This window comes from Streptomyces sp. NPDC041135 (assembly GCF_055592085.1).
The window spans coordinates 717,811-739,010 of sequence record NZ_JBVIYZ010000001.1 but is presented as its reverse complement, the minus strand read 5'-3'; the positions used below and the strand labels follow the sequence as shown (position 1 = coordinate 739,010).

Sequence of the window (21,200 nt, the reverse complement as noted above, 5' to 3'; positions counted from 1 at the left end):
GGCGGGCACCCACTCCCACACCCTGCGCCATCGCGCACGGCGATCCGTAAGCCCCAGGTCCCGTTCCTCGGCCCCGCCCTACTCCCGCCGCAGTACACGGGGGTGGAGATCAGTCGGTGCGCGGCCGGACCAGGCCCGACTCGTAGGCGATCACCACCAGCTGGGCGCGGTCGCGGGCGCCCAGCTTGGACATGGCCCGGTTGACGTGCGTCTTCACGGTGAGCGGGCTGACCTCGAGGCGTTCGGCTATCTCGTCGTTGGAGTGCCCGCCGGCCACCTGGACCAGCACCTCGCGCTCCCGCCCGGTGAGCGCGCCGAGCCGTGCGGAGCGGGCCGGGTCGCCGTCGTCCGCGTCGCCCTGGGCGAGGAAGCGGGCGATCAGGCCCTTGGTGGCGGCCGGGGAGAGCAGTGCCGCCCCCTCCGCCGCGACCCGGATGGCGCTCAGCAGCTCCTCGGGCTCGCTGCCCTTGCCGAGGAAGCCGGAGGCGCCCGCGCGCAGCGCCCGCACCACGTAGTCGTCCACCTCGAAGGTGGTCAGGATGACCACGCGGACCCGGGCCAGGGCGGGGTCGGCGCCGATCTCCCGGGTCGCGGCGAGGCCGTCGGTGCCGGGCATCCGGATGTCCATGAGGACGACGTCGGGCTGGTGCTCGCGGGTGAGCCGGACCGCCTCGGCGCCGTCGGACGCCTCGCCGACCACCTCCATGTCGGGCTCGGAGTCGACGAGCACCCGGAAGGCGCTGCGCAGCAGTGCCTGGTCGTCGGCGAGCAGGACACGGATCGTCATACGGGCTCCCCGGGGGCGGCGGTGCGGGTCTTGACCGGCAGGATCGCATGCACGCGGAAGCCGCCGCCGTAGCGGGGACCGGTGGTCAGGGTGCCGCCGAGGGCACCGACCCGCTCCCGCATGCCGAGCAGCCCGTGCCCGCCGCCCGCCTCGGTGGCCCCGCCCCCGCCGCTTCCGTCGTCGAGGACGGTGACCTCGATGTTGGGGCCCACCCGCACCACGCTGACCTCGGCGCTCGCCTCGGCGCCCGCGTGCTTGCGCACGTTCGTCAGGGCCTCCTGGACGATCCGGTAGGCGGCCAGGTCGACGGCGGCGGGCAGCGCGGTGCCCTGGTCGGTGCGGGCGACGTCGACCCGCAGCCCGGCGTTGCGGAAGGTGCCGGCGAGTTCGTCGAGGCGGCTGAGGCCGGGGGCGGGTTCGGTGGGCGCCTCGGGGTCGCCGGACTGGCGCAGCAGACCGACGGTGGCGCGCAGCTCGTTGAGAGCGGAGCGGCTGGCCTCCCGTACGTGGGCCAGCGCCTCCTTGGCCTGGTCGGGCCGCTTGTCCATGACGTGGGCGGCGACCCCGGCCTGGACGTTGACCAGGGCGATGTGGTGGGCGACGACGTCGTGCAGGTCGCGGGCGATGCGCAGGCGCTCCTCGGCGACCCGGCGGCGGGCCTCCTCCTCGCGGGTCCGTTCGGCCCGCTCGGCGCGCTCCCGTATGGCCTGCACGACCGCGCGGCGGCTGCGCACCGCGTCCCCGGCGGTGGCGCCGATGCCGGTCCAGGCGGCGATGGCCAGGTTCTCCTGGGCGTACCAGGGCAGCGGTCCGGCGAGCATGGCGGCGGCGGTGAGCACGGACATGGTGAGCAGGCCGACGCGCCAGGTGGTGTGCCGGTCGGTGGTCGCGGCGACGGTGTAGAGGGCGACGACCGCGGACATGGCGACCGGGGCGCGCGGGTCGCCGGTGAGGCACTCCACGAGGGAGACGGTGGCGGTGAGGGCGAGGACCGTGCGCGGGGCGCTGCGGCGGAAGACGAGCGCGGCGGCTCCGAAGGTGATCAGGATCAGGCTGAGCGGGTCCGGTGAGCGCACGCCCCAGCTGACGCCGTGCTCCCCGCCCTGCCCCTGCGGGGTGACGAAGGAGCCGACGACCATGCACACCAGGACACCTGCGGCGATGGCCGCGTCCAGGGCGAGGGGGTGCGCCCTGAGGCTGCACCGGGCGCGTTCCAGAGTGCTCACGAGTCACGACAGTACGTCCCCGGCGGGGCCGGGGACGGCCGTCAGCCGGGGATCAGCCCGTCGTCGCTCAGCATCTCCCGGACCTCCTCCAGGGAGGCGTCCGGGGACGGCAGGATCAGGTCCGAGGGGTCGAGGGAGTCGTCGGGCACCGGCTCACCGAGGTCGCGGACCCGGCTGAGCAGCGCTCGCAGGGTGCGGCGGAAGCCCTCGCCGTCGCCGCGCTCGACCTCGGCCAGCAGTTCGTCGTCCAGCGTGTCCAGCTCGGTGAGGTGGCTGTCCGCCAGCCTCACCTGACCCTCCCCCATGATCCGCACGATCATGTCGGCCATCGTCGCCCTCCAGGCTGTCGGCTACGGCGCTCGCGGCTACTGCTTGTCGAAGCGCGGGGTGTCCTGATGCTGCTGCTGGGCCTGCGGCGCGCCGGTGGAGCCCTCGATGGCCTGCTGCTGCCCGGAGGTGCCCCCGGCCAGCTCGGCCTTCATGCGCTGCAGTTCCAGCTCCACATCCGTACCACCGGAGAGCCGGTCCAGCTCGGCCTGGAGGTCGTCCTTGGCGATGCCGGTGGGGTCGTCGAGGGCGCCGGAGGCGAGGAGTTCGTCGAGGGCGCCGGCGCGGGCCTGGAGCTGGGCGGTCTTGTCCTCGGCGCGCTGGATGGCCAGGCCCACGTCGCCCATCTCCTCGGAGATGCCGGAGAAGGCCTCGCCGATGCGGGTCTGCGCCTGGGCGGCGGTGTAGGTGGCCTTGATGGTCTCCTTCTTCGTACGGAAGGCGTCCACCTTGGCCTGGAGGCGCTGGGCCGCGAGGGTGAGCTTCTCCTCCTCGCCCTGGAGCGTGGCGTGCTGCGTCTCCAGGTCCGTCACCTGCTGCTGGAGCGCGGCCCGGCGGGAGAGCGCCTCGCGGGCCAGGTCCTCCCGGCCGAGGGCGAGCGCCTTGCGGCCCTGGTCCTCCAGCTTGGCCGACTGCTGCTGGAGCTGGTTGAGCTGGAGCTCCAGGCGCTTGCGGGAGGTGGCCACGTCGGCGACGCCGCGGCGGACCTTCTGCAGCAGTTCCAGCTGCTTCTGATACGAGTAGTCGAGGGTCTCCCGCGGATCCTCGGCCCGGTCAAGGGCCTTGTTCGCCTTCGCGCGGAAGATCATCCCCATACGCTTCATGACACCGCTCATGGGCTTCGCGCGCCCCCTTCTGACGGACTCCGGCTCACCGATCCTGCGACAAGACCCACAGTACGGGCCCCGCATCCATTACCGCACTGTTCGGGGACCGATGCGCTCATCCCCAAGGACGACTGCGTGCGGTCCCGCTCCGGCGCAAGGAGTAGGTGACCCCCCACGGGTGAACCGTCCGCGGCGTCCCCTCCTGTCCTTCTACAGACGAACGGTGTTGCCGGATCGTTCCCGGCCGGGCTGGGTCCATGCCCTGCCACCCCGTACCCTTGGGCTTTGTGTTCCGTAGCCGTGCCAAGGAAGAGAAGGTCCCCGCCGCCAAGGCGGCCCTGACCGACTCCAAGCAGCCCCGTGACCCGCAGGCCCCGAAGGGCAGGCCGACGCCCAAGCGCAGTGCGGCCCAGTCCCAGCGCCGCAGCGTCGCCAGCACCCCGACCAACCGCAAGGACGCGGCCAAGCGGCAGCGCGAGGAGCGTCGCCTGGCCCTGGAGCGGCAGCGTCAGGCGCTGGCCAGCGGCGACGAGCGCTACCTGCCGGCCCGTGACAAGGGCCCGGTGCGCCGGTTCGCCCGCGACTGGGTCGACTCGCGCTTCAACGTGGCGGAGTTCTTCCTGCCGCTGGCCGTGGTCATCCTCGTGATGAGCGTGGTCAACGTGCCGATGATCAAGAACACGGCGCTGCTGCTGTGGCTCGTGGTGATCGTGCTGATCGTGCTGGACGCGGCCGTCAGCGGCTTCCGGCTGCGCAAGCGGATCAAGGAGCGCTTCGCCGGTCAGAACACCCGGGGCGCGGTCGCCTACGCGATGATGCGCTCGCTGCAGATGCGCCGGCTCCGGCTGCCGAAGCCGCAGGTCAAGCGCGGAGAGCGGCCCTGAGCGCAGCCTCTTTCTCCGGGGACGCGGCGGGGGCCTGGCTGAGCGGGCTCGGCGCGCTGCGCGATGTCGTACGGCAGGAGCTGGTGGCCCGGCAGCTCGACGAGCAGATAGCCGGGCGCTTCCCGGTCGGGCAGCGGCTGCGGGTGCTCGACGTGGGGATGGGCCAGGGCACACAGGCGCTGCGGCTGGCCCGGGCCGGGCACCAGGTGACCGGTCTGGAGCAGGACGCCCGGATGATCGCGGCCGCGCGCGAGGTGCTGGCCGCCGAGCCGGAGGGCATCCGCGAGCGGGTGCGCCTGGTGCAGGGCGACGGGCGGGACACCGGGGTGCACTTCCTGCCGGGCAGCTTCGACGTCGTGCTGTGCCACGGCGTGCTGATGTACGTCGAGGAACCCGATCCGCTGCTGGCCGGGCTGGCCCGGGTGCTGGCGCCGGGCGGGCTGCTGTCGCTGCTGGTGCGCAACGCCGACGCGCTGGCCATGCGGCCGGGGCTGTCCGGCGACTTCGCCGGGGCGCTGACCGCGTTCGACACCACCTCGTACACCAACCGGCTGGGCCTGGACGTGCGCGCCGACCGGCGGGCGGCGCTGACCGCCACCCTCGCCGGGATCGGGGCCCCGCTGCACACCTGGTACGGCGTGCGGGTCTTCACCGACACGGCCGCGGACGGGGCGCCGCTCCCCGAGGACCTCCGGACGCTGCTGGCCGCCGAGGAGCGGGCCGGGCGGACCGATCCGTACCGCGCGGTGGCCGCGCTGCTGCACCTGTGCGGGGTGCGGGGCTGACCCTGCGGGCAGCGGCGGGGCCGGCCTCTGCGGGGGTGGTGGGCCAAGCCCGTTCGGGCGTACCGCGCGGGCCCGTGCGTCCGCCCCGGCGGGAGACTCGTGCCATGGACGTCTCCGCCGGGGCCTGTCGTTCGTGTCGTGCGTATCGTGCCGGGCTCGCCGCGCTCGGCTGCTGTGCCGCCCTGCTCGCCGGCTGCGCCGGGTCCGGCGCGCGGCAGGAGCCCGCCGCCGCACGGGCGGCGGCGCCGGCCGGCGCGGAGGACCTGCAGAGCCGGTACGTGAAGGTGATCAGGGACGTGCTGCCGTCGGTGGTGCAGATCCAGGCGAGCGGCGACCTGGGGTCGGGGATCGTGTACGACGGCGGCGGGCACGTCGTCACCAACGCGCACGTCGTCGGCGCCGAGAAGACCTTCCGGGTGACCACGGCCAACAGCGAGGACGTGCTCACCGCGCACCTCGTCTTCTCCTACCCCGCGCAGGACCTGGCCGTCGTCGAGCTGGACCGGGTCCCGGACGGGCTGCGGGCGGCGCCCTTCGGCGACTCCGACCGGGTGCAGGTCGGGCAGATCGTCCTGGCCATGGGATCGCCGCTCGGGCTGTCGTCCAGCGTGACCCAGGGCATCGTCTCGGCGACCGGACGCACCGTCAGCGAGGGCCGGACGGGCGGGGGTACGGGCGCCACCATCGCGAACATGGTGCAGACGTCGGCCGCCATCAACCCCGGCAACAGCGGCGGCGCGCTGGTCGACCTGGACGGGCACGTCATCGGCATCCCCACGCTCGCCGCCTCCGACCCCTCCCTGGAGGGCGGCGCGGCGGCAGGCATCGGGTTCGCGATCCCGGCCTCGACGGTCCGCACGATCGCCGACCAGATCGTCCGGTACGGCCGGGTGACCGACTCGGGCCGGGCCGCGCTCGGCATCACGGGCCGTACGGTCGTCGGCGCGGACTACCGGCCGGCCGGCGTGGCGGTGGTCGAGGTGACGAGCGGCGGGGCGGCGGCCCGGGCGGGCCTGCGCCCCGGCGACATCATCACCGCGCTGGGCGACACCCCCGTCACCACGCTCACCTCGCTGTCCGAGGCGCTGGCCGCGGACCGGCCGGGGCAGCGCACACCGGTGACCTTCACCCGCGACGGCGGGACGCGGACGGTGGAGGTGACGCTGGGCGAGCAGTGAGGAGGGCGACGGCCTCCTCACCGCCCCGGCCCCCGGTCAGGCCTGTTCGGCGTGCAGGCTCATCGGCCCGTAGATCTCGGTGCTCTCCTCGAACAGCCGCACCTGGTCGGCGCCGCCCTCCACCAGGTCCTTCCAGTACTCACCGACCCAGGACTCGGCGTCCCCCTGGGTGGTGAACTCCTCGGGCTGCACCGCGGGCTGGACCTCCGTCCCGTCGGTCTTCTCGAACCGCCACGTCCATGCCGCCATGTACGCCTCCCTCGTGTGAGCACCTGCGGAGCGGAAGCCGGATCTTGGTCCGGCTTCCGCCCCCGCAGCCTAGCCGGATGCGCAAGACCTGCACGGACAGGTGAAAATCGGTCCGTGGACATCACTCTGCTCGGCACCGGCGCCCCCGCGGGCCTGCCCCGCCCCGACTGCCCCTGCGCGTCCTGCGCCGACGCGCTGGGGCCCGCGGCGCGGGCGGCGACCGCGGTGCTGGTGGACGGGGCGCTGCTGCTGGACCTGACGCCGGGCGCGGCGTTCGCGGCGGCGCGGGCCGGGCACACGCTGGGCGGCGTACGGCAGGTGCTGCTGTCGCATCCGCACGACGGGCCCGCGGTGGAGGTGCCGGCCGGGCTGCCGCACCCCGCGCGGGTGCCGGACGGGCGGGAGCTGGCGCTGCTGACGGGGCACCGCGTGCGGGCGCTGGCGATGGACGCGGGCGGCACCGGGTACGCGGTGACCGGCCCGGACGGGCACCGGCTGCTGTACCTGCCGCCGGGCGGGGCGCCGGCCGGCCTGGAGGAGGGCTCGGCGCCGTCCTACGACATGGTCCTCGCCGACGTCGTGGGGCGGCCGGACGCGCTGGCCCGGCTGCGCGCGGTCGGCTCGGCCGGGCCGACGACGGACGTGATCGCCGTCCACCTCGACCACGACGTGCCGCCCGGCGCGGAGTTGCGGCGGCGGCTGGCGGCGGCCGGGGCGCGGGCGGTGCCGGACGGGACGACGCTGTCGGTGGGGGCGTACGAGGCGGTGCCGGACGTGCCGCGCCGCACGCTGGTGCTGGGCGGGGCCCGGTCGGGGAAGTCGGTGGAGGCCGAGCGGCGCCTCGAGGCGTTCCCCGGGGTGCTGTACGTGGCGACGGGCGGGACACGCGGCGGGGACGCCGAGTGGGCGGAGCGGGTGGCGACGCACCGGGAGCGGCGGCCGGGGTCGTGGCGTACGGCGGAGACGACCGACCTGGTGCCGGTGCTGGCGCAGGACGGGCCGCCGGTGCTGATCGACTGTCTGTCGCTGTGGCTGACCGATGCGATGGACGCCGTCGGGGCGTGGGACGACGCGGAGTGGGCGGGCGGCGGCGAGCGGGCGCTGCGCAAGCGGGTGCGGGAGCTGACGGACGCGGTGCGCGCGACCCGCCGGACGGTGGTCGCCGTGTCCAACGAGGTGGGTTCGGGCATCGTGCCGGCCACCCCGTCCGGGCGGCGCTACCGGGACGAACTCGGGCGGCTGAACGCGCGGTTCGCGGCGGAGTGCGAGCAGGTGGTGCTGGTGGTCGCCGGGCAGGCGCTGCGGCTGCGCGGCTGACCGGCGCGGGCGCGGGCCGCGCGGGGTTCCCCTGGGACAGCCCTCAGCCGGTGCGGGTGGGTGCCGTGGCGGCGGGCGGGCGGGAGCCCTTGCGGGCGATGACGCGGTAGGCGCCGGCGAAGCGGGTGCGGCGCAGCAGGGGGGCCAGGAGGTGGTCCAGGGCGGTGGCGAGGACGGTCACGGGGGCGGCCGCGGCCCGCACGAGCGGACCGCGGTGGGCGAGGGCGAGGGACACGGCGGCCGCGAGGTCGCGGGGGACGTGGGCGGCCGCGTGGCCCGCGGTGAGGATCGCGCAGCCCTGGGACTCCAGTTCGGCGCGGAGGTTGGCCAGGGGCAGCAGGTGGAGGTGGCCGGGCTGGGCGTGGTGCGGCCACCACCGGCCGAGCAGCACCGCGAGGACGCCGCTCGGTTCGGGCGCCTCGATCAGCAGGTGGCCGCCGGGGCGCAGCGCGGCCAGGGCGGCGCGGAGTTCGGCCCGGGGGTCGGGGGTGTGCTGGAGGTGGTGGAACATGGTGATCACGTCGTACCGGGCGCGCAGGCGGTTGCGGATCTCCGAGGAGGCCAGCAGACCGCGGTGCGCCTCCTCGATGCGTTCCGCCGCCAGGGCCCGGTGGACGCGCGAGGTGAGGTCGACGCCGTCGAACGCGGTGTAGGGGAACAGGTGTCTGGCCGTCGCCGGGAAGTGGCCGTGGCCGGTGCCGACGTCCAGCCAGCTCTCCGGCTCCGGGTCCGACCAGGCCAGGACCGCGCGGGCCGCCGCGTGGTGCCTGCGGTGGTCCGGGGCGCCGGACAGCGGGCGCCCGGCGGCGCCGGCCGGGTGCCCTTCGCGCGGGTCGCGGTGGAGGAAGGCGAGGCCCTCGGCCGTGAGCCGGGGGTTCTGGAAGACGTGCCCGCAGTCCCGGCACCGGTCGAGGACGAAGGTGCCCGGCAGGCGGCGCAGCGGGTCGGGGCTGCGCAGCCGGGTGCGCAGGCGGCGGGAGCCGCACCAGGGGCAGTCCTCGCGGCGCGGCTCCTGGAACCCCTGGGCGGCGCCCCGCGGGGCGGGCGGCGCGGACCGCGCCGGCGGCATCGGCTGCGTGGACGGCATCGGCGACTCCCTTTGCGACATTCCGCTGCAAACCGGAACGTATGGGATGGCGATCCGGGGTGCAATGACATCGCCGCGACGGGGCGGGCCCGTGGCGCGGAACCGTTCGGCCGGTGCCGGTACTGTTCGGCGAATGAGCAGGCTTGAACTCGACGACTTCACCGATCTGATCGAGCGCCCCGACGGCGGCGTCCGCCGTGACGCCGAGGCCCGCCGGGAACGTCTGACCGTGCCGCCCGGGTCGCTCGGGCGCCTCGACGAACTGGGTGAGTGGCTGGCCGCCGCGCAGGGCGCCGTACCGGTCCGGCCGGTCGAACGGCCGCGGGTGGTGCTCTTCGCCGGTGACCACGGCATCGCCGCGCTCGGCGTCTCGGCCCGGCCCGCGGGCGGCGCCGCGGGGCTGGTGCGGGCGGTGCTGGAGGGCGGCAGCCCGGTGGCGGTGCTCGCACGGCGGCTCAGGGTGCCCGTGCGGGTGGTGGACATGGCGCTGGACTGCGCGCCGGAGGAGTTCCCGGCGGACGTCGTACGGCACCGGGTGCGGCGCGGCAGCGGCCGTATCGACGTCGAGGACGCGCTGACCGAGGAGGAGGCCGAGGCGGCCTTCCGGGCGGGCATGGCGGTCGCCGACGAGGAGGCCGACGCCGGTACGGACCTGGTGGTGCTCGGCGACGTCAGCGTGGGCGGGACCACGGCGGCCAGCGTGCTGGTCGCGGCGCTGTGCGGGACGGACGCCTCGGTGGTCACCGGGCGCGGGGGGCTGGCGATCGACGACCTGGCGTGGATGCGCAAGTGCGCCGCGATCCGGGACGCGCTGCGGCGGGCCCGGCCGGTGCTCGGGGACCAGTTGCAGCTGCTGGCGGCCGTCGGGGGCGCCGATCTGGCGGCGATGACGGGGTTCCTGCTTCAGTGCGCGGTGCGCAAGCTGCCGGTGATCCTGGACGGCGTGGTGGCGGCCGCCTGCGCGCTGGTGGGCCAGCGGATCGCGTTCCGGGCGCCGGACTGGTGGCTGGCGGGGCACGACAGCGGGGAGCCGGGTCAGGCCAAGGCGCTGGACCGGATGGCCCTGGAGCCGCTGCTGGACCAGGGGGTCACCGTGGGCGAGGGCGTGGGCGCGCTGCTCGCCCTGCCGCTGGTGCAGGCCGCCGCCGCGCTCTGCGCCGAACTGCCCGAGCGGCCCGCGGAACCCGAAGGCGACGGAGAGACCCCGGAGCCCGGAGAGCCCGTGCGGCCCGGGGTGGCCGCCGCGCCCGGGGGCGTGGAGGAGGCCGCGCGGGCCGGGGAGGCCGCGCCGGAGTAGTACGCGCGTTCCGGACGCGGCGCGCGTGCGGCGGGACCGCCGTCGCGGACGGGGGCTCACGCGGCCGGGATGACGCGGTTCACGGCAACTGCGCCCATATGATCCCTCCCCATGGGAGATGCCCGAATCGCCGTGGCGCAGGAAGCCGTTCCGGGGCGCCCCCGTGACCCGGAACGGCCGGGCGGCGCGGCCTCCTCGCGGGCCGCCGCCCTCGCCGTCTGGTATCTGCGGGCGGTGGCGTCGGTGAACTTCCTGAGCGCCGTGTGGGTGACCCTCGGCCAGGACGTGCGCCGGCACAACCAGGAGAACCTCTTCACCCCGTACCTGCTGACGGCCGGTTTCGCCTCGGGGGTGTTCACCGCCTTCCTCGCGATCACCATGCGCCGCCGCAAGCGGGCCGCGTGGATCCTCAACCTGGTGCTCAGCGGCGTGTTCCTGGCCCTGTTCGGCTTCGCCATGACCTTCCCGGAGATCCGGGGCTACGCCCAGAACTGGATCTCCCTGGTGCTGACGGCCGCCTTCGTCGGGGCGCTGGTGGCCGGGCGCCGGGAGTTCTACGCCAAGGGCGACCGGTCCAACCCCCGGCTCGCCGCCACGGTCGCCGTCGGCGGCGGGCTCGCCGCGTCGCTGCTGGCCGCGCTGCTGGTGACGGTCACCAACCAGGCGCCGGACGCGGCCCGTTCGACGTATGCGGAGCGCTGGCACTACGGGGCGCTGCGGCTGGTGTCGGTGGCCGCCGACGAGTCGCGCTTTCCCGGCATCGCCCCGCCGAACTGGGTGAACGTCGCCGTCAACGTGCTCAGCACGCTGCTGGTGCTGGCCGTGCTCTACGCCGCCTTCCGCTCCCGGCGGGCCGTGGACCCGCTCACCGAGGACGACGAGAAGAAGCTGCGGGCGCTGCTGGAGCGGTACGGCGAGCGCGACTCGCTGGGCTACTTCGCGCTGCGCCGGGAGAAGAGCGTGCTGTGGTCGCCGACCGGCAAGGCGGCCGTCGCCTACCGCGTCGTCGGCGGGGTCAGCCTGGCCTCCGGGGACCCGATCGGCGACCCGGAGGCGTGGCCCGGGGCGATCGTGCCCTGGCTGGCCGAGGCCCGGGCGCACGGGTGGATCCCGGCGGTGATGGGCGCGGGCGAGGAGGCCGGCACCGTGTACGCCCGGCACGGTCTGGACGCCCTGGAACTCGGCGACGAGGCGATCGTGGAGGTCGCCGACTTCACCCTGGAGGGGCGGGCGATGCGCACGGTCCGCCAGGCCCACAACCGGGTGCGGCGGGCCGGGTACCAGGTGCGCATCCGGCGGCACGAGGAGATCCCGGCCGAGGAGATGGCCCGCCTGGTCGAGCGGGCCGACGCCTGGCGCGACGGGGCGACCGAGCGCGGGTTCAGCATGGCGCTGGGGCGGCTCGGGGACGCCCGGGACGGGCGGTGCGTGATGCTGGAGTGCACCGACGCCGGGGGCCGGCTGCGGGCGCTGCTGTCCTTCGTGCCGTGGGGGCCTTCGGGGCTGTCCCTGGACCTGATGCGGCGGGACCGGTCGTGCGACAACGGGCTGATCGAGTTCATGGTGATCGAGCTGCTGCGGCGGGCCCGGGAGAACGGCATCACCCAGGTCTCGCTCAACTTCGCGATGTTCCGGTCCGTCTTCGAACGCGGTGCGCGCCTCGGCGCGGGGCCGGTGCTGCGGCTGTGGCGGTCGCTGCTGAGCTTCTTCTCCCGCTGGTGGCAGATCGAGTCGCTGTACCGCGCCAACGCCAAGTACCGGCCCATCTGGGAGCCGCGGTTCCTGCTCTTCGAGAAGAGTGCCGACCTGCCGCGCATCGGGCTGGCGTCGGCGCGCGCGGAGGGGTTCCTGGAGGCGCCGGGACTGCCGAAGTGGCTGCACCGCAGGCATCTGCGGACCCACCCGGACCCGCGGAGCGACCCGTAGACGAGCCCCGCCCGGGGACGGCGCGGCCGGTGCCGCCGGCCGTCCGGTGGGCGCGCGCGGAGTGGGGGCCGCTGTACGACGCCGTGCGCGGGCCGCTGCGGCGGCGGGGGCCGCGGGCGGTGCCGATGACGCTCGGGGCGGTGTTCCTGACGGCGGCGCTTCAGTTCGTGCAGAACCAGCCCTGGGGGTACCGCCTCGTGCAGGACGCGGGGGCCGTACGGGCGCGGGACCCGCTGTGGCTCGCGCTGCCGCGCACGCCCCTGTCGCTGTTCGTGCCGGCGCTGGACCTGCCGGTGTGGGGGGCGCTGGCGCAGATCCTGTGCGTGTTCGGGATCGCCGAGGTGTGCCTGGGCCGGTGGCGGACGCTGTGCCTGGCCTACGCCGCCACGCTCGCCGGGACGCTGTGCGCGCGCGTGGGCGTCGCGCTGGGGCCGCATGCCCCGCTGGGCCTGCCGGCCTCGGACGCGCAGGTGGTGGACACCGGCCCGTCGGCGGCGGTGGTGGGTCTCGCGGTGTTCCTGGGCTGGCGGTACGGGGCCCGGCTGACGGTGGCCGCGGTGGCGCTGGCGATGGTCGCCGAGGTGCTGGTGAAGGACAACCTGGCGGGCAAGGAGCACCTGGCCGCGCTCGCCGGGGCGGCCGCGCTGTGCGGGGTGGCGGCGCTGCGGCGCCGGCCGCGCGTCCGGCGGGGTCAGCGGCCGTCGGGCAGCCGGGCCGGGCCGGGGTCGGGCCGGCCCCCGATCCAGTCCTGAACGGCCCGGCGCGGCCTGTTCCAGCGCCGGTCGTGGCGGTAGGCCCGCAGGATGGCCCGGGCGCGGGCCCTGGGCCGGCGGCCGTAGCAGCGGCGGGCCCACGGCGAGCCGGGGCGGGCGAGGCGGACGGCGCCGACGAGGGCGACCAGGGGCACGATCACCCCGAAGACCGCGATGCGGGCCTTGCCCTTGCCCAGCGCGACCAGGGACAGCACGAAGTTGCCCGCGACCGTGGAGATGACGGCGCCGCGGTCCTGGAGTTCCCCCGGGGTGAGGTCGTTGACGCCGAACGGCGAGAACCCGGCGAGCAGCAGCCCGACCAGGGCGGCGGTGAGGACGACGACCTCCACGCTCTTGCGGCCCTCCTCGCTCCAGTAGACGTCGTCGAGGTGCAGGATCAGCGCGAACTCGTCCAGCACCAGGCCCGCGCCGATGCCGAACAGGACGGCGGCCAGGCACCCGCCGAAGCCGTGCCGGTCGCTGGCGACGGCGCCGAAGCCGCCGCCGACGGTGAGCAGGACGCCGGGGACGACGTGGTGGATGTGCAGGCCGCCTGCCTGGACGTTGCCGAAGGGGCCCTTGCCGCGGCGGATCAGCCGGGTGATCAGGCGGGTGACCGCGAAGGTGAGCACGAAGGCGGTGAGGGCGAGCAGCAGCGGGAGTTTGCCCGGCTCGATGAGGTTCCGCTGCAACCAATGTCCCATAGGCGAACTTTATCCCCGCCCCTGTGTCCCCGGCCGGGAGACGGCCTCCAGCGGCCGCCCGGTAGCCTGCGCCGGTGCCCTCACCCTCACCCACCGCCACCCCCTGGCCGGACGGCCTGCGGTTCGCCTTCGGCACCCTGACCGTGCTGCCGGTCCGGGTCACCCGCTGGGACCGGGACGCCGCGCGCGGCGGCATGCTGTGCGCGCCGCTGGCCGGTGCGGTGGTCGGCGCGGGGGCGGCGGCGCTCGGGGTGCTGCTGCTGTTCCTCGGCGCCGGGCCGCTGCTCGCCGCCGTGGCCTCGGCCGCCGTACCGGCCGCGCTCACCCGGGGCCTGCACCTCGACGGGCTCGCCGACACCGCGGACGGGCTGGGCAGCGGCAAGCCCGCCGAGGACGCGCTGCGGATCATGAAGCAGTCGGACATCGGCCCGTTCGGGGTGATCACGCTGGTCCTGGCGCTGCTGGCCCAGGTGGCCGCGCTGGCCCAGGCGTACGGCGGTTCGTGGGCCCGGGGCGCGCTGGCCGCCGTGGTCGCGGCGACCGCCGCCCGCCTCGCGCTGACCGCGGCCGCCCGCACCGGGGTGCCGGCCGCCCGGACGGAGGGGCTCGGGGCCGCGGTCGCCGGGGTGGTGCCCCGGGGCGGGGCACTGGCCGCCCTGCTCGCCGTGACGGCGGCCGCCGCGGTGGCGGGCGGCTGCCTGGGGGCGTACGACGCGGTCCGCGCCGCCCTCGCCGTCCTGGCCGCGGCCGGCGTCGCCGAACTCCTGCTGCGGCACTGCACGCGCCGCTTCGGCGGGGTCACCGGGGACGTGTTCGGCGCCCTGGCGGAGACGGCCGCGACGGTGGCGCTGGTCGTCCTGTCACTGGGCTGAAACGATCCGGCCGGACCGCCCCGCGCCGCGCGCCGCGCCCCTATCCTGATCCGCTGTACCGACCCGCTGTACACGGACAACCCGCCCCGGCGCAGGCCTGCCCCGGACGGCCGGGCTCCGTGGACGGCCGTAGGGAATCGTCACCGATCGGGGGATCTCCGTGCCGAAGCTGCGCCGCGCCGTGGCCTGGTCCATCGACTTCGCACTGGTGCTGACCGGAGCCGCGCTGCTCGCCGTGCTGACCTTCCACCGGATAGCCGCCCTGGTCACCGACGTGCCCGAGCTGGCCACCCGGGGCGGTTTCGACCTGCTGACCTCACGCGGCGACGTGCTCGTCGCCTCCGCGGGCCTCGGTCGGTCGCTGTGGGACCAAGCGGTGCTGGACGTGGAGGAGGCCTTCGGGGCGCTGGTCGCCGTCACCTTCCTCTACCAGTGGGCCTGCCTCGCCCTCCTCGGCAGCACCCTCGGCAAGGGCCTGCTCGGGCTGCGGGTCAGCCCGCGCCGGCAGCGGCACGTCCTGCGCCGCGCGGCCGTCACCACCGCCGCCGACGTCGCCGTCTACGCGCTGGCCTGTGTGCTGCTGATCGAGGGCCGGCCGGTGCTGTCGGTGCTGGTGTGGGCGGTGGCCGTGCTGCTGTTCCTGCTCAACGCGCTGCCGGTGTTCCTGCCCGGCGGCCGTTCCCTCGCCGACCGGCTGTCCGGCACCTCGGTGGGCGGCCTGGGGCTCAGCACGCCCGGCGCCACGCCCCCAGCTCGTACCTCTTCAGCAGCGAACTCAGCCGCAAACGCCGGGACTGCGCGCAGAACCGGCTGGTAGGCAGCTCGTACTCGGTGTGGAAGACGGCCTTGCCGGCCGCGACGAACGGCTTCAGCAGCGCGCACTCGCCGTACTGGGCGCACTGTTCGTCCACCGAGAAGTCGAAGTCGTCCACCAGCTGCGGGATCTGGTCGAGGTCGTTCTTCAGGCCGACGGCCAGGCCGCGCTCGTGGGCGAGGCGGGCGATCAGCCGGTTGTAGCGGAGCTGGTCGGCGGCGCGCAGCGGGAAACCGGTGCGGTTGCGGTAGCCGTCCATGTTGTCGGGCTCGACCGCGTCGAAGCCCTTGTCCCGGCACATGTCGAGACGGGCCGCCATCAGCGGCTCGAGGACGCCGGTGCGGCGGATGTCGAGCCAGCGCTCGCCCCGCCAGCCGTTGCCGCGCCCCAGCACCGCGCGGGGGAAGCGGCGGGCGTCGGGGCGGAAGTCCTCCCAGGCGCCGGTGGAGACGTAGCAGACGACCTTGCGGCCACGGCGGTGCAGGCCGGCGACGGTGGCCGCGGTGTGGTCGAAGCCGTCGATGTCGTAGACCGCGGCCTCGACGGAGGTGTCGAGGCGGCCGCTGAGCTGCCACTGCCAGGACAGCCCGGGCCGCGGCTGCCACCGGGCGCCGCCGGGCCCGGCGTCCGGCCGGGTGTGCGGGGCGGGCGCGGAACAGCCCGCCACCAGCAGCGCGAGCAGGGTGAGGAGGGTCGGCAGGGCGGGAAGCGGCGGGCGGGGATTCACCGGGCGGGCTCCAGGGTGTGCGGCGGCGTACCCCAGGCATGATCTCCCACCGCTCATCGGTGCGCGGTCGCCCTTCCCAGCAGGACGCAGGCGAGGGCGGCCTGGGCGGTCGCCGCGGTGGCGTACACGGCCACCGCGCTCCAGTCCGGGCCGGCCCCGGGGGTGAGCAGGGTCAGCGTCCGGGCGAGCGCGGCCAGGCAGCAGACCGCCGCGGCCCCGGCGACCGCGCCGAAGGACTGCAGCAGCAGGCCGGTCCACAGCACCGTGCCGAGCAGCAGCAGCCCGGCGAGGCGGACGCCGGCCGGGGCCGGGGCGTGCGGCCACAGCGCGGCGGTGGCCGGGCCGAGGACGAGCAGCGCGGCCAGATAGCCGGCGAGGCACCCGGCGAGGGCGCGGGCGGTGGTCCGCCGGAACGCCCGGGGGGTGCCGCTGGCGCGCAGCCCGGCCAGGGTGGCGCTGCGGAAGCGGTACAGCAGCCACTCGGCGGGCCCCATGCTGAGGGTGAGGGCCACGGCGGCCGGGGTGGCGACCGCGCCGGCCGGGTCACCGGACGGCACGTCAGCGAGCGCCGCGTACATCACCAGCACCCCGCTGCCCAGCCCGAACACGGCGTACGGCAGCGAGGCGAGCGCGCGCGGCGCCCCGGTGGGCCGCCGCGCGGTGAGCCCGGCCGCCCGGCCGGCCTTTCCCGGCTCCCGCACCGCCGGGGCGACCTCCAGCAGGGCCAGGACGGCGACGGCGGTGAGCGAGCCCAGCAGCAGGACCAGCCGGGCGGCCGCCGGGACGGGGCGGGCCAGCGACACGACCGCGCCGGCGGTCACCGGCAGCAGGGCGGCGAGCAGCACCCGCTCGCGGCCCGTCACCAGCAGGACCAGGGAGGCGCCGAGGTAGCAGGACTGCCCGGTGGCGAACGCGGCGGCGCCCGGGTGCGCGGTGCCCGTGACGGCCAGGGCGGCCAGCGCGCCGAGCAGGACGCCCGCCGGGGTACCGGTCAGCAGGCAGCGGAGGGCGGCCGGGCGGTCGCCCAGGCCCAGCCAGGAGTAGGCGCGGTGGGCGAGGCCCTGGTTCCAGGCCCAGCCGCACAGGGCGGCGGCCAGCAGCGGGAGGGTGCCCGCGGGCAGGCCCCGGCCGCCGGGCGGCCCGGCGAGCAGGGGCGCGCCCAGGACGTAGGCGAAGCCCGGCAGCGCGAAGACCAGCCCGCGCAGCAGGCAGCCCGGCAGGCCGATCCGCCAGGGGTCGTGGGGCGGGCCGGCCGGTTCGGGGTGGCGGCGCGGGACGCGGTCGTACAGCTCCTCCGCGAGCGCGAAGGAGTCCTCGACGCCGTAGCGCTCGCGTATCCGGTCGTCGGAGAGCCCGTCGGACTCCAGCAGGGCGGCGATCTCGTCCGGGTGGACGGCGGCCGCCGCGAAGTCGGTGAGGTCGCGGGCGAGTTCGTCGATCGGGTCGGGTCCGGCCCAGCCGGGCGCCCGGCGCGGGCGGGGGATGCCGTCGAGGGCCGCGGCGGGCGGCCGGACGTCGTCGCTCACCGGTCGGCCCCGTCCGTGGCGGCGGCCGTGTACCAGGGGTCGCGCAGCTCCAGGGTCCAGTCGGCGACCGTCTCGACGGTGGGCCGGTAGACCTCGGGGCGGCCGGCGAGTTCCCGGTAGATGGTGCGGAAGTTGTCCACCGAGCGGCGCAGGGTGAAGCGGTCGATGACCCGCCGGCGGGCCGCGGCGCCGAGGGCGAGGCGCCGTTCGTCGTCGCGCAGCAGGGTCAGGGCAGCGGCGGCCATCTTCTCCGGCTCGCGCGGCGGCACCACCAGACCGGTGTCGCCGACCGCCTCGCGGACCCCGCCGACGTCGGTCGAGACGGTCGTACGGCCGCAGGACATGGCCTCGATGAGGGAGAACGGGAAGCCCTCGGAGACGGACGACAGCATGACGAGGTGACCGGCGGCGTAGGCGCGCCACACCTCGCTGATCCGGCCCTCGAAGGTGACGCCGTCGGTGACGCCGAGTTCGGCGGCGAGTTTGGCCAGGCGGGTGGCGTAGGCCTCGCCGCCGGGCGGGACCGGGCCGAACAGGCGCAGCCGGGTGGGCGGGATCTCGGCGCGCACCAGGGCGTAGGCGCGCAGCAGGGTCTCCAGGTCCTTGATGGGGTCGACGCGGCCGCACCAGGTGAGGGTGGGCACCTCGGGTTCGGGGCCCGCGTGCGGGAAGGCGTGCGGGTCGACGCCGTTGTAGACGGTGCGGATGCGGCCGGCGTCGGCGCCCCCGCGCTCCTCCCAGCGGCGGTTGTACTGGTTGCAGGGCGTGATGAGGTCGGCGGCGCGGTAGCCGAGGGAGTTCAGCGCGCGGTAGAAGCCGAGCATGAAGGCCTTCACGGGCCAGCGTCCGTCCTCGTGGCGGTGGCCGAGGTAGCGCTCGCGCAGGTAGATGCCGTGCTCGGTGAGCAGGAACGGCACCCCGTCCAGGCGGTGGGCGGCGAGTGCGGGCAGGGTGGCCAGTCCGCTGCTGACCGCGTGCGCCACCGTGTCCTCGGGGATGCGTACGCCCAGCGGCCGCAGGGCGTGTTCGAGCAGGCCGGTGGCGGTGAGGGCGTCGTGCACGGTGGGCCGGGCGGCCGCGGTGGGCAGATGCGGCGTGGTCCAGGCCCACATCAGCGAGCGCAGCGCGGACTCGGTGCGCAGCGCCGCCGGCAGCCGTCCGTCGCGGGCGAGGACGGCGAGGTCGTACAGCGCCTCGCCGAAGTCGCAGGGCGCGGTCGGGTCGAGGAAGGACAGCAGCAGGCGTTCGTAGGCGTCGGTGAAGCGGCGCCGGGCGGTGCCGCGCGGGGCGCGCCGGTGTCCCGGACGCGGGCCCCAGGTGGGTACGGCGGTGTGCCGGCGGACGTTGGGCGGCAGCTCCCAGGCGACCGGTTCGCGGCCGGTGCCGGTGAGCGAGACGAGGTGGAAGTCGACCTCCGGCATGCCCTTGACGAGCTGGTCGCACCAGGTGCTGACCCCGCCGTGGACGTGCGGATAGGTGCCTTCGGTGAGCATGGTGACCTGGCGGCCGGTGCGCGGCATGCGCGGTTCCCCCCTGGAACGTGTGGTGCGGCCCCGCGGGCACCCCGGAAGGCGCGGGCCTGCCGGGGTGCGTGCGGTGCGGATGCGCGTGGTGCGGGATGCGCGTGGTGCGGGATGCGCGTGGTGCGGGATGCGCGTGGTGCTACGCCGGCAGCTTCAGCGTGAGGGCGCTCTGGAGGGTGCCCGGGGTGGCCCAGGCCGAGCGGCGGCCCGCGTACGGGGTGCCGAACGCGGTGGAGCCGAGCAGGAGTTGCTGGGTCGTGCCCTCGGGGGCAGTCACCGGTACCCGGGTCCCGGCCGGGGCGGTGACGGTGACGGTGTTGCCGATCCGGTAGGCCGTGACCTGGCCCTTGTCGAGGGCGGTCTGCCACGTGGCCCGGTTCTGCAGTTCGGCGCCGATGGCGCTCTGCCGCAGGTTCACCACCGGGGTGTTGTCGGCGAACAGCGCCTGGTAGTCGTCGAGGACGCGGTCCAGCACGGGGTAGAGGAGCCGGTCCTCGGCCAGGTTGGACTGGTGGACGTAGTGCGGACGCGGGTCGTTGGCGAGGACGTGCCCGAGGTCGGTGCGGGCCTCGGCCGGCACGATCCGGGAGTCGAAGCCGGTGGCGGTGTCCAGCGGCGCGGGCAGGCAGGTGGAGGTGGCGTTGTTCTCGCAGATGCCGCTGCCGCCGTCGGCCTTGGAGGTGTAGATCCAGTTGTACTCGTCGGCCAACTCGGCCTTGGTGCCGGTGTTGTAGTACACGTTCATCGGGTAGCGCGGCACGGTGAGGACGCTGTTGCCGACGGCGCGCTGCTCGGGCTCGCGGGAGTTGTCCGAGGCGGTCCACCTGACGCCGTTCAGCGACAGGGCGCCGGCCAGGTTGGGGTTGTCCTGCGGCTGCTGGGGCAGCGTCTTCAGGCCCGAGTGCTCGCCGGTGACCAGCTCGGTGCGGTCCAGGGTGAGGCCGTGCACCGCGGCCCAGTCGTTGTTGTCGGCGATCTGCGCGGAGACGTCGGAGAGGCTCGTCCACCGCGTGGAGCCGTCCGGGTTCTTCGCGCAGCTCCACGGCACGCTGGTGGTGTCCTGCACGCAGCCGAGGAACAGGTGGGTGTAGGTGTGGTTGACCCAGCGGTACTTGGCCCGGTCCGCCAGCAGCCGGTCGGTGAGCGCGTCGGTGCCGCCGTTCTCGCTCTTCCACTCCTCCCCGGCGCCCGCGTTGAACACCATGTCCAGGGTGAAGCCGTGGTCCTGCTCCCACTGGGCGGCGTAGGCGGCGTCGGCGGCGGTCATGCGGATCGGCGCGCCGGTGTCCTCGCCGCCGCCCGCGCAGTCGATGTCGCCGGGCGTGCAGTTGCGGTCGGGGTCCCAGCGGGCGTCGGGCGCGAAGACGTCGTCGACGTGCACGGCGAGGTAGTTGCGGGCCCGGCCGAGGTGGACGCCCTGGGTGAGCCACTCCACGATGCCCCGGGCGAGCACCCGGAACTGCTGCTGGTACTGGTTGTAGGCGAACGTCAGGACCAGCTCGCGGCGCCCGTCGTGGGCGTACTCCCCCATCAGGCTGCCGGTGCCGGTGCCGCCCGGCACGGGGGTGTCCACGTAGCTGGTGTAGCCGGCGCGGGGCTGGGCGACGAAGCCGTAGCTCTCCTGGACGGTGGCCGAGTTGTCCTCGAAGCCGAAGCCGCCGTCCAGGTAGCCGAAGGGCCCCGAGCGGCCGGCCGTGGTGACGGTGGCCGGGCGGCCGTCGAGGGCGCCCGCGTAGCCGTTGTTGTCGGTGTAGTCCAGGCCGACCTCGGGGTGGGCCCAGGTGTAGGCGTCGACCTGCGGGATGCCGTACACCCTCTCGTACGTCTCCAGGGCCGTCTGCTCGGCGGAGCCCGCGCCGAACGGGGCCTCGTCGGGCAGGACGACGCCCTGGAACTTCGCCCGCGGCCGGCCGCTCACCGTGTCGCTCAGATAGGCGCCGGTGATCGTCGGGCGGGCGGTGTCGGAGAGGTCGACCCGCGTGTACGGGACGCCCTCGCTTCGCAGCTCGGCCGCGATGGCCGCCACGGAACTGCCGCCGTCGTCGACGACCAGCACGCGCAGATCGATGCGCGGATCGGTCGCGGCCGACGCGCCGGGAGCGGCGAGCCCCAGCGTGACCAGCCCCGTCGCCGCGGTCACGGCCGCCGCTCTGCACAGGCGCAGACTCTGCCTCATCGGTGGTTTCTCCCCCCAGAGGATCCCCCGGTGATGAAAATGCGGGGGATCTGTGGAAATCATGCGAATCGGTGCGCGAACCGCCCACCGAACCCGATGAGTGTGGCCCAGATCACCGAGGTGTAAAGGTGAAAAGCGGACACGACGCCACGTTCGGGTGAACGCCCGCAGGAATGAGCGAACCCGCACACACGCGTAGGCTCGTGCCGGGTGTTT

Annotated in this window: 20 protein-coding genes; 9 read left to right on the top strand and 11 right to left on the bottom strand. The window is 75.3% G+C overall.

Features of this window, described 5'->3' with window-relative positions:
• Window positions 1-109 precede the first annotated feature (109 nt).
• The 4 genes from ACZ6CZ_RS03310 to ACZ6CZ_RS03295 are packed head-to-tail and all read right to left on the bottom strand — an operon-like array spanning window position 110 to window position 3,176.
• Complete coding sequence (locus ACZ6CZ_RS03310; protein WP_469013936.1) at window positions 110-787, bottom strand: response regulator; 678 nt, start codon at window positions 785-787, stop codon at window positions 110-112.
• Window positions 784-2,013, bottom strand: a complete 1,230-nt coding sequence (locus ACZ6CZ_RS03305; protein ID WP_469013933.1) for a sensor histidine kinase — start codon at window positions 2,011-2,013, stop codon at window positions 784-786. The genes ACZ6CZ_RS03310 and ACZ6CZ_RS03305 overlap by 4 nt, the downstream gene beginning before the upstream one ends.
• 41 nt (window positions 2,014-2,054) lie before the next feature.
• Complete coding sequence (gene pspAA, locus ACZ6CZ_RS03300; protein WP_469014376.1) at window positions 2,055-2,333, bottom strand: PspA-associated protein PspAA; 279 nt, start codon at window positions 2,331-2,333, stop codon at window positions 2,055-2,057.
• Between the two features lie 45 nt (window positions 2,334-2,378).
• A complete protein-coding gene (locus ACZ6CZ_RS03295) occupies window positions 2,379-3,176 on the bottom strand; it encodes a PspA/IM30 family protein (RefSeq protein ID WP_469013928.1) in 798 nt (265 codons plus the stop codon).
• Between the two features lie 278 nt (window positions 3,177-3,454).
• Here ACZ6CZ_RS03295 and ACZ6CZ_RS03290 point away from each other — a divergent pair, with 278 nt between their 5' ends.
• The 3 genes from ACZ6CZ_RS03290 (at window position 3,455) to ACZ6CZ_RS03280 (ending at window position 6,014) form a co-directional block, all read left to right on the top strand.
• Complete coding sequence (locus ACZ6CZ_RS03290) at window positions 3,455-4,051, top strand: DUF3043 domain-containing protein (RefSeq protein WP_469013925.1); 597 nt, start codon at window positions 3,455-3,457, stop codon at window positions 4,049-4,051.
• Window positions 4,052-4,134: 83 nt separating this feature from the next.
• Complete coding sequence (locus tag ACZ6CZ_RS03285) at window positions 4,135-4,836, top strand: class I SAM-dependent methyltransferase (protein ID WP_469013923.1); 702 nt, start codon at window positions 4,135-4,137, stop codon at window positions 4,834-4,836.
• Between the two features lie 104 nt (window positions 4,837-4,940).
• Entirely contained in the window at window positions 4,941-6,014 is a 1,074-nt protein-coding gene (locus tag ACZ6CZ_RS03280; RefSeq protein ID WP_469013921.1) for a S1C family serine protease, read from the top strand.
• A gap of 36 nt (window positions 6,015-6,050) precedes the next feature.
• Here the strand turns inward: ACZ6CZ_RS03280 and ACZ6CZ_RS03275 are convergent, their stop codons facing one another.
• A complete protein-coding gene (locus ACZ6CZ_RS03275; protein WP_469013919.1) occupies window positions 6,051-6,263 on the bottom strand; it encodes a hypothetical protein in 213 nt (70 codons plus the stop codon).
• A 114-nt stretch (window positions 6,264-6,377) separates the two neighbouring features.
• Here ACZ6CZ_RS03275 and ACZ6CZ_RS03270 point away from each other — a divergent pair, with 114 nt between their 5' ends.
• Window positions 6,378-7,580, top strand: a complete 1,203-nt coding sequence (locus ACZ6CZ_RS03270; RefSeq protein WP_469013917.1) for a bifunctional adenosylcobinamide kinase/adenosylcobinamide-phosphate guanylyltransferase — start codon at window positions 6,378-6,380, stop codon at window positions 7,578-7,580.
• Between the two features lie 43 nt (window positions 7,581-7,623).
• Here the strand turns inward: ACZ6CZ_RS03270 and ACZ6CZ_RS03265 are convergent, their stop codons facing one another.
• Window positions 7,624-8,667 (bottom strand): class I SAM-dependent methyltransferase, encoded by a 1,044-nt coding sequence (locus ACZ6CZ_RS03265; protein WP_469013914.1) that lies wholly within the window; start codon window positions 8,665-8,667, stop codon window positions 7,624-7,626.
• 133 nt (window positions 8,668-8,800) lie between these two features.
• Here ACZ6CZ_RS03265 and cobT point away from each other — a divergent pair, with 133 nt between their 5' ends.
• The 3 genes from cobT to ACZ6CZ_RS03250 all read left to right on the top strand — a co-directional run bounded on the left by cobT (window position 8,801) and on the right by ACZ6CZ_RS03250 (window position 12,642).
• Window positions 8,801-9,964 (top strand): nicotinate-nucleotide--dimethylbenzimidazole phosphoribosyltransferase, encoded by a 1,164-nt coding sequence (gene cobT, locus ACZ6CZ_RS03260; protein ID WP_469013912.1) that lies wholly within the window; start codon window positions 8,801-8,803, stop codon window positions 9,962-9,964.
• Window positions 9,965-10,075: 111 nt separating this feature from the next.
• A complete protein-coding gene (locus ACZ6CZ_RS03255; protein ID WP_469013911.1) occupies window positions 10,076-11,890 on the top strand; it encodes a phosphatidylglycerol lysyltransferase domain-containing protein in 1,815 nt (604 codons plus the stop codon).
• Window positions 11,891-11,919: 29 nt separating this feature from the next.
• Entirely contained in the window at window positions 11,920-12,642 is a 723-nt protein-coding gene (locus ACZ6CZ_RS03250) for a hypothetical protein (protein WP_469013909.1), read from the top strand.
• On the opposite strand, the gene ACZ6CZ_RS03245 is transcribed toward ACZ6CZ_RS03250, so the two are convergent.
• Complete coding sequence (locus ACZ6CZ_RS03245) at window positions 12,582-13,346, bottom strand: hypothetical protein (RefSeq protein WP_469013906.1); 765 nt, start codon at window positions 13,344-13,346, stop codon at window positions 12,582-12,584. The two genes, ACZ6CZ_RS03250 and ACZ6CZ_RS03245, sit on opposite strands and share 61 nt — an antisense overlap.
• A 74-nt stretch (window positions 13,347-13,420) precedes the next feature.
• On the opposite strand from ACZ6CZ_RS03245, the gene ACZ6CZ_RS03240 reads away from it, so the two are divergent.
• Together ACZ6CZ_RS03240 and ACZ6CZ_RS03235 are read left to right on the top strand one after the other, a co-directional pair.
• On the top strand, window positions 13,421-14,218 hold the full coding sequence (locus ACZ6CZ_RS03240) for an adenosylcobinamide-GDP ribazoletransferase (RefSeq protein ID WP_469013902.1): 798 nt from the start codon (window positions 13,421-13,423) through the stop codon (window positions 14,216-14,218).
• Window positions 14,219-14,378: 160 nt separating this feature from the next.
• Window positions 14,379-15,035 (top strand): RDD family protein, encoded by a 657-nt coding sequence (locus tag ACZ6CZ_RS03235; RefSeq protein WP_469013898.1) that lies wholly within the window; start codon window positions 14,379-14,381, stop codon window positions 15,033-15,035.
• Here ACZ6CZ_RS03235 and ACZ6CZ_RS03230 read toward each other — a convergent pair.
• The 4 genes from ACZ6CZ_RS03230 to ACZ6CZ_RS03215 form a co-directional block, all read right to left on the bottom strand.
• On the bottom strand, window positions 14,944-15,816 hold the full coding sequence (locus ACZ6CZ_RS03230) for an endo alpha-1,4 polygalactosaminidase (protein WP_469013895.1): 873 nt from the start codon (window positions 15,814-15,816) through the stop codon (window positions 14,944-14,946). The two genes, ACZ6CZ_RS03235 and ACZ6CZ_RS03230, sit on opposite strands and share 92 nt — an antisense overlap.
• Entirely contained in the window at window positions 15,813-17,285 is a 1,473-nt protein-coding gene (locus ACZ6CZ_RS03225; protein WP_469013893.1) for a hypothetical protein, read from the bottom strand. The genes ACZ6CZ_RS03230 and ACZ6CZ_RS03225 overlap by 4 nt, the downstream gene beginning before the upstream one ends.
• Window positions 17,282-18,805, bottom strand: coding sequence for a GT4 family glycosyltransferase PelF (gene pelF / locus ACZ6CZ_RS03220; protein ID WP_469013892.1), 1,524 nt, complete (start codon window positions 18,803-18,805; stop codon window positions 17,282-17,284). Before pelF ends, ACZ6CZ_RS03225 begins: the two co-directional genes overlap by 4 nt.
• Window positions 18,806-18,947: 142 nt before the next feature.
• Window positions 18,948-20,984: a hypothetical protein gene (locus ACZ6CZ_RS03215; RefSeq protein WP_469013891.1), complete on the bottom strand. Its 2,037-nt coding sequence runs from the start codon at window positions 20,982-20,984 to the stop codon at window positions 18,948-18,950.
• Between the last annotated feature and the right edge of the window lie 216 nt (window positions 20,985-21,200).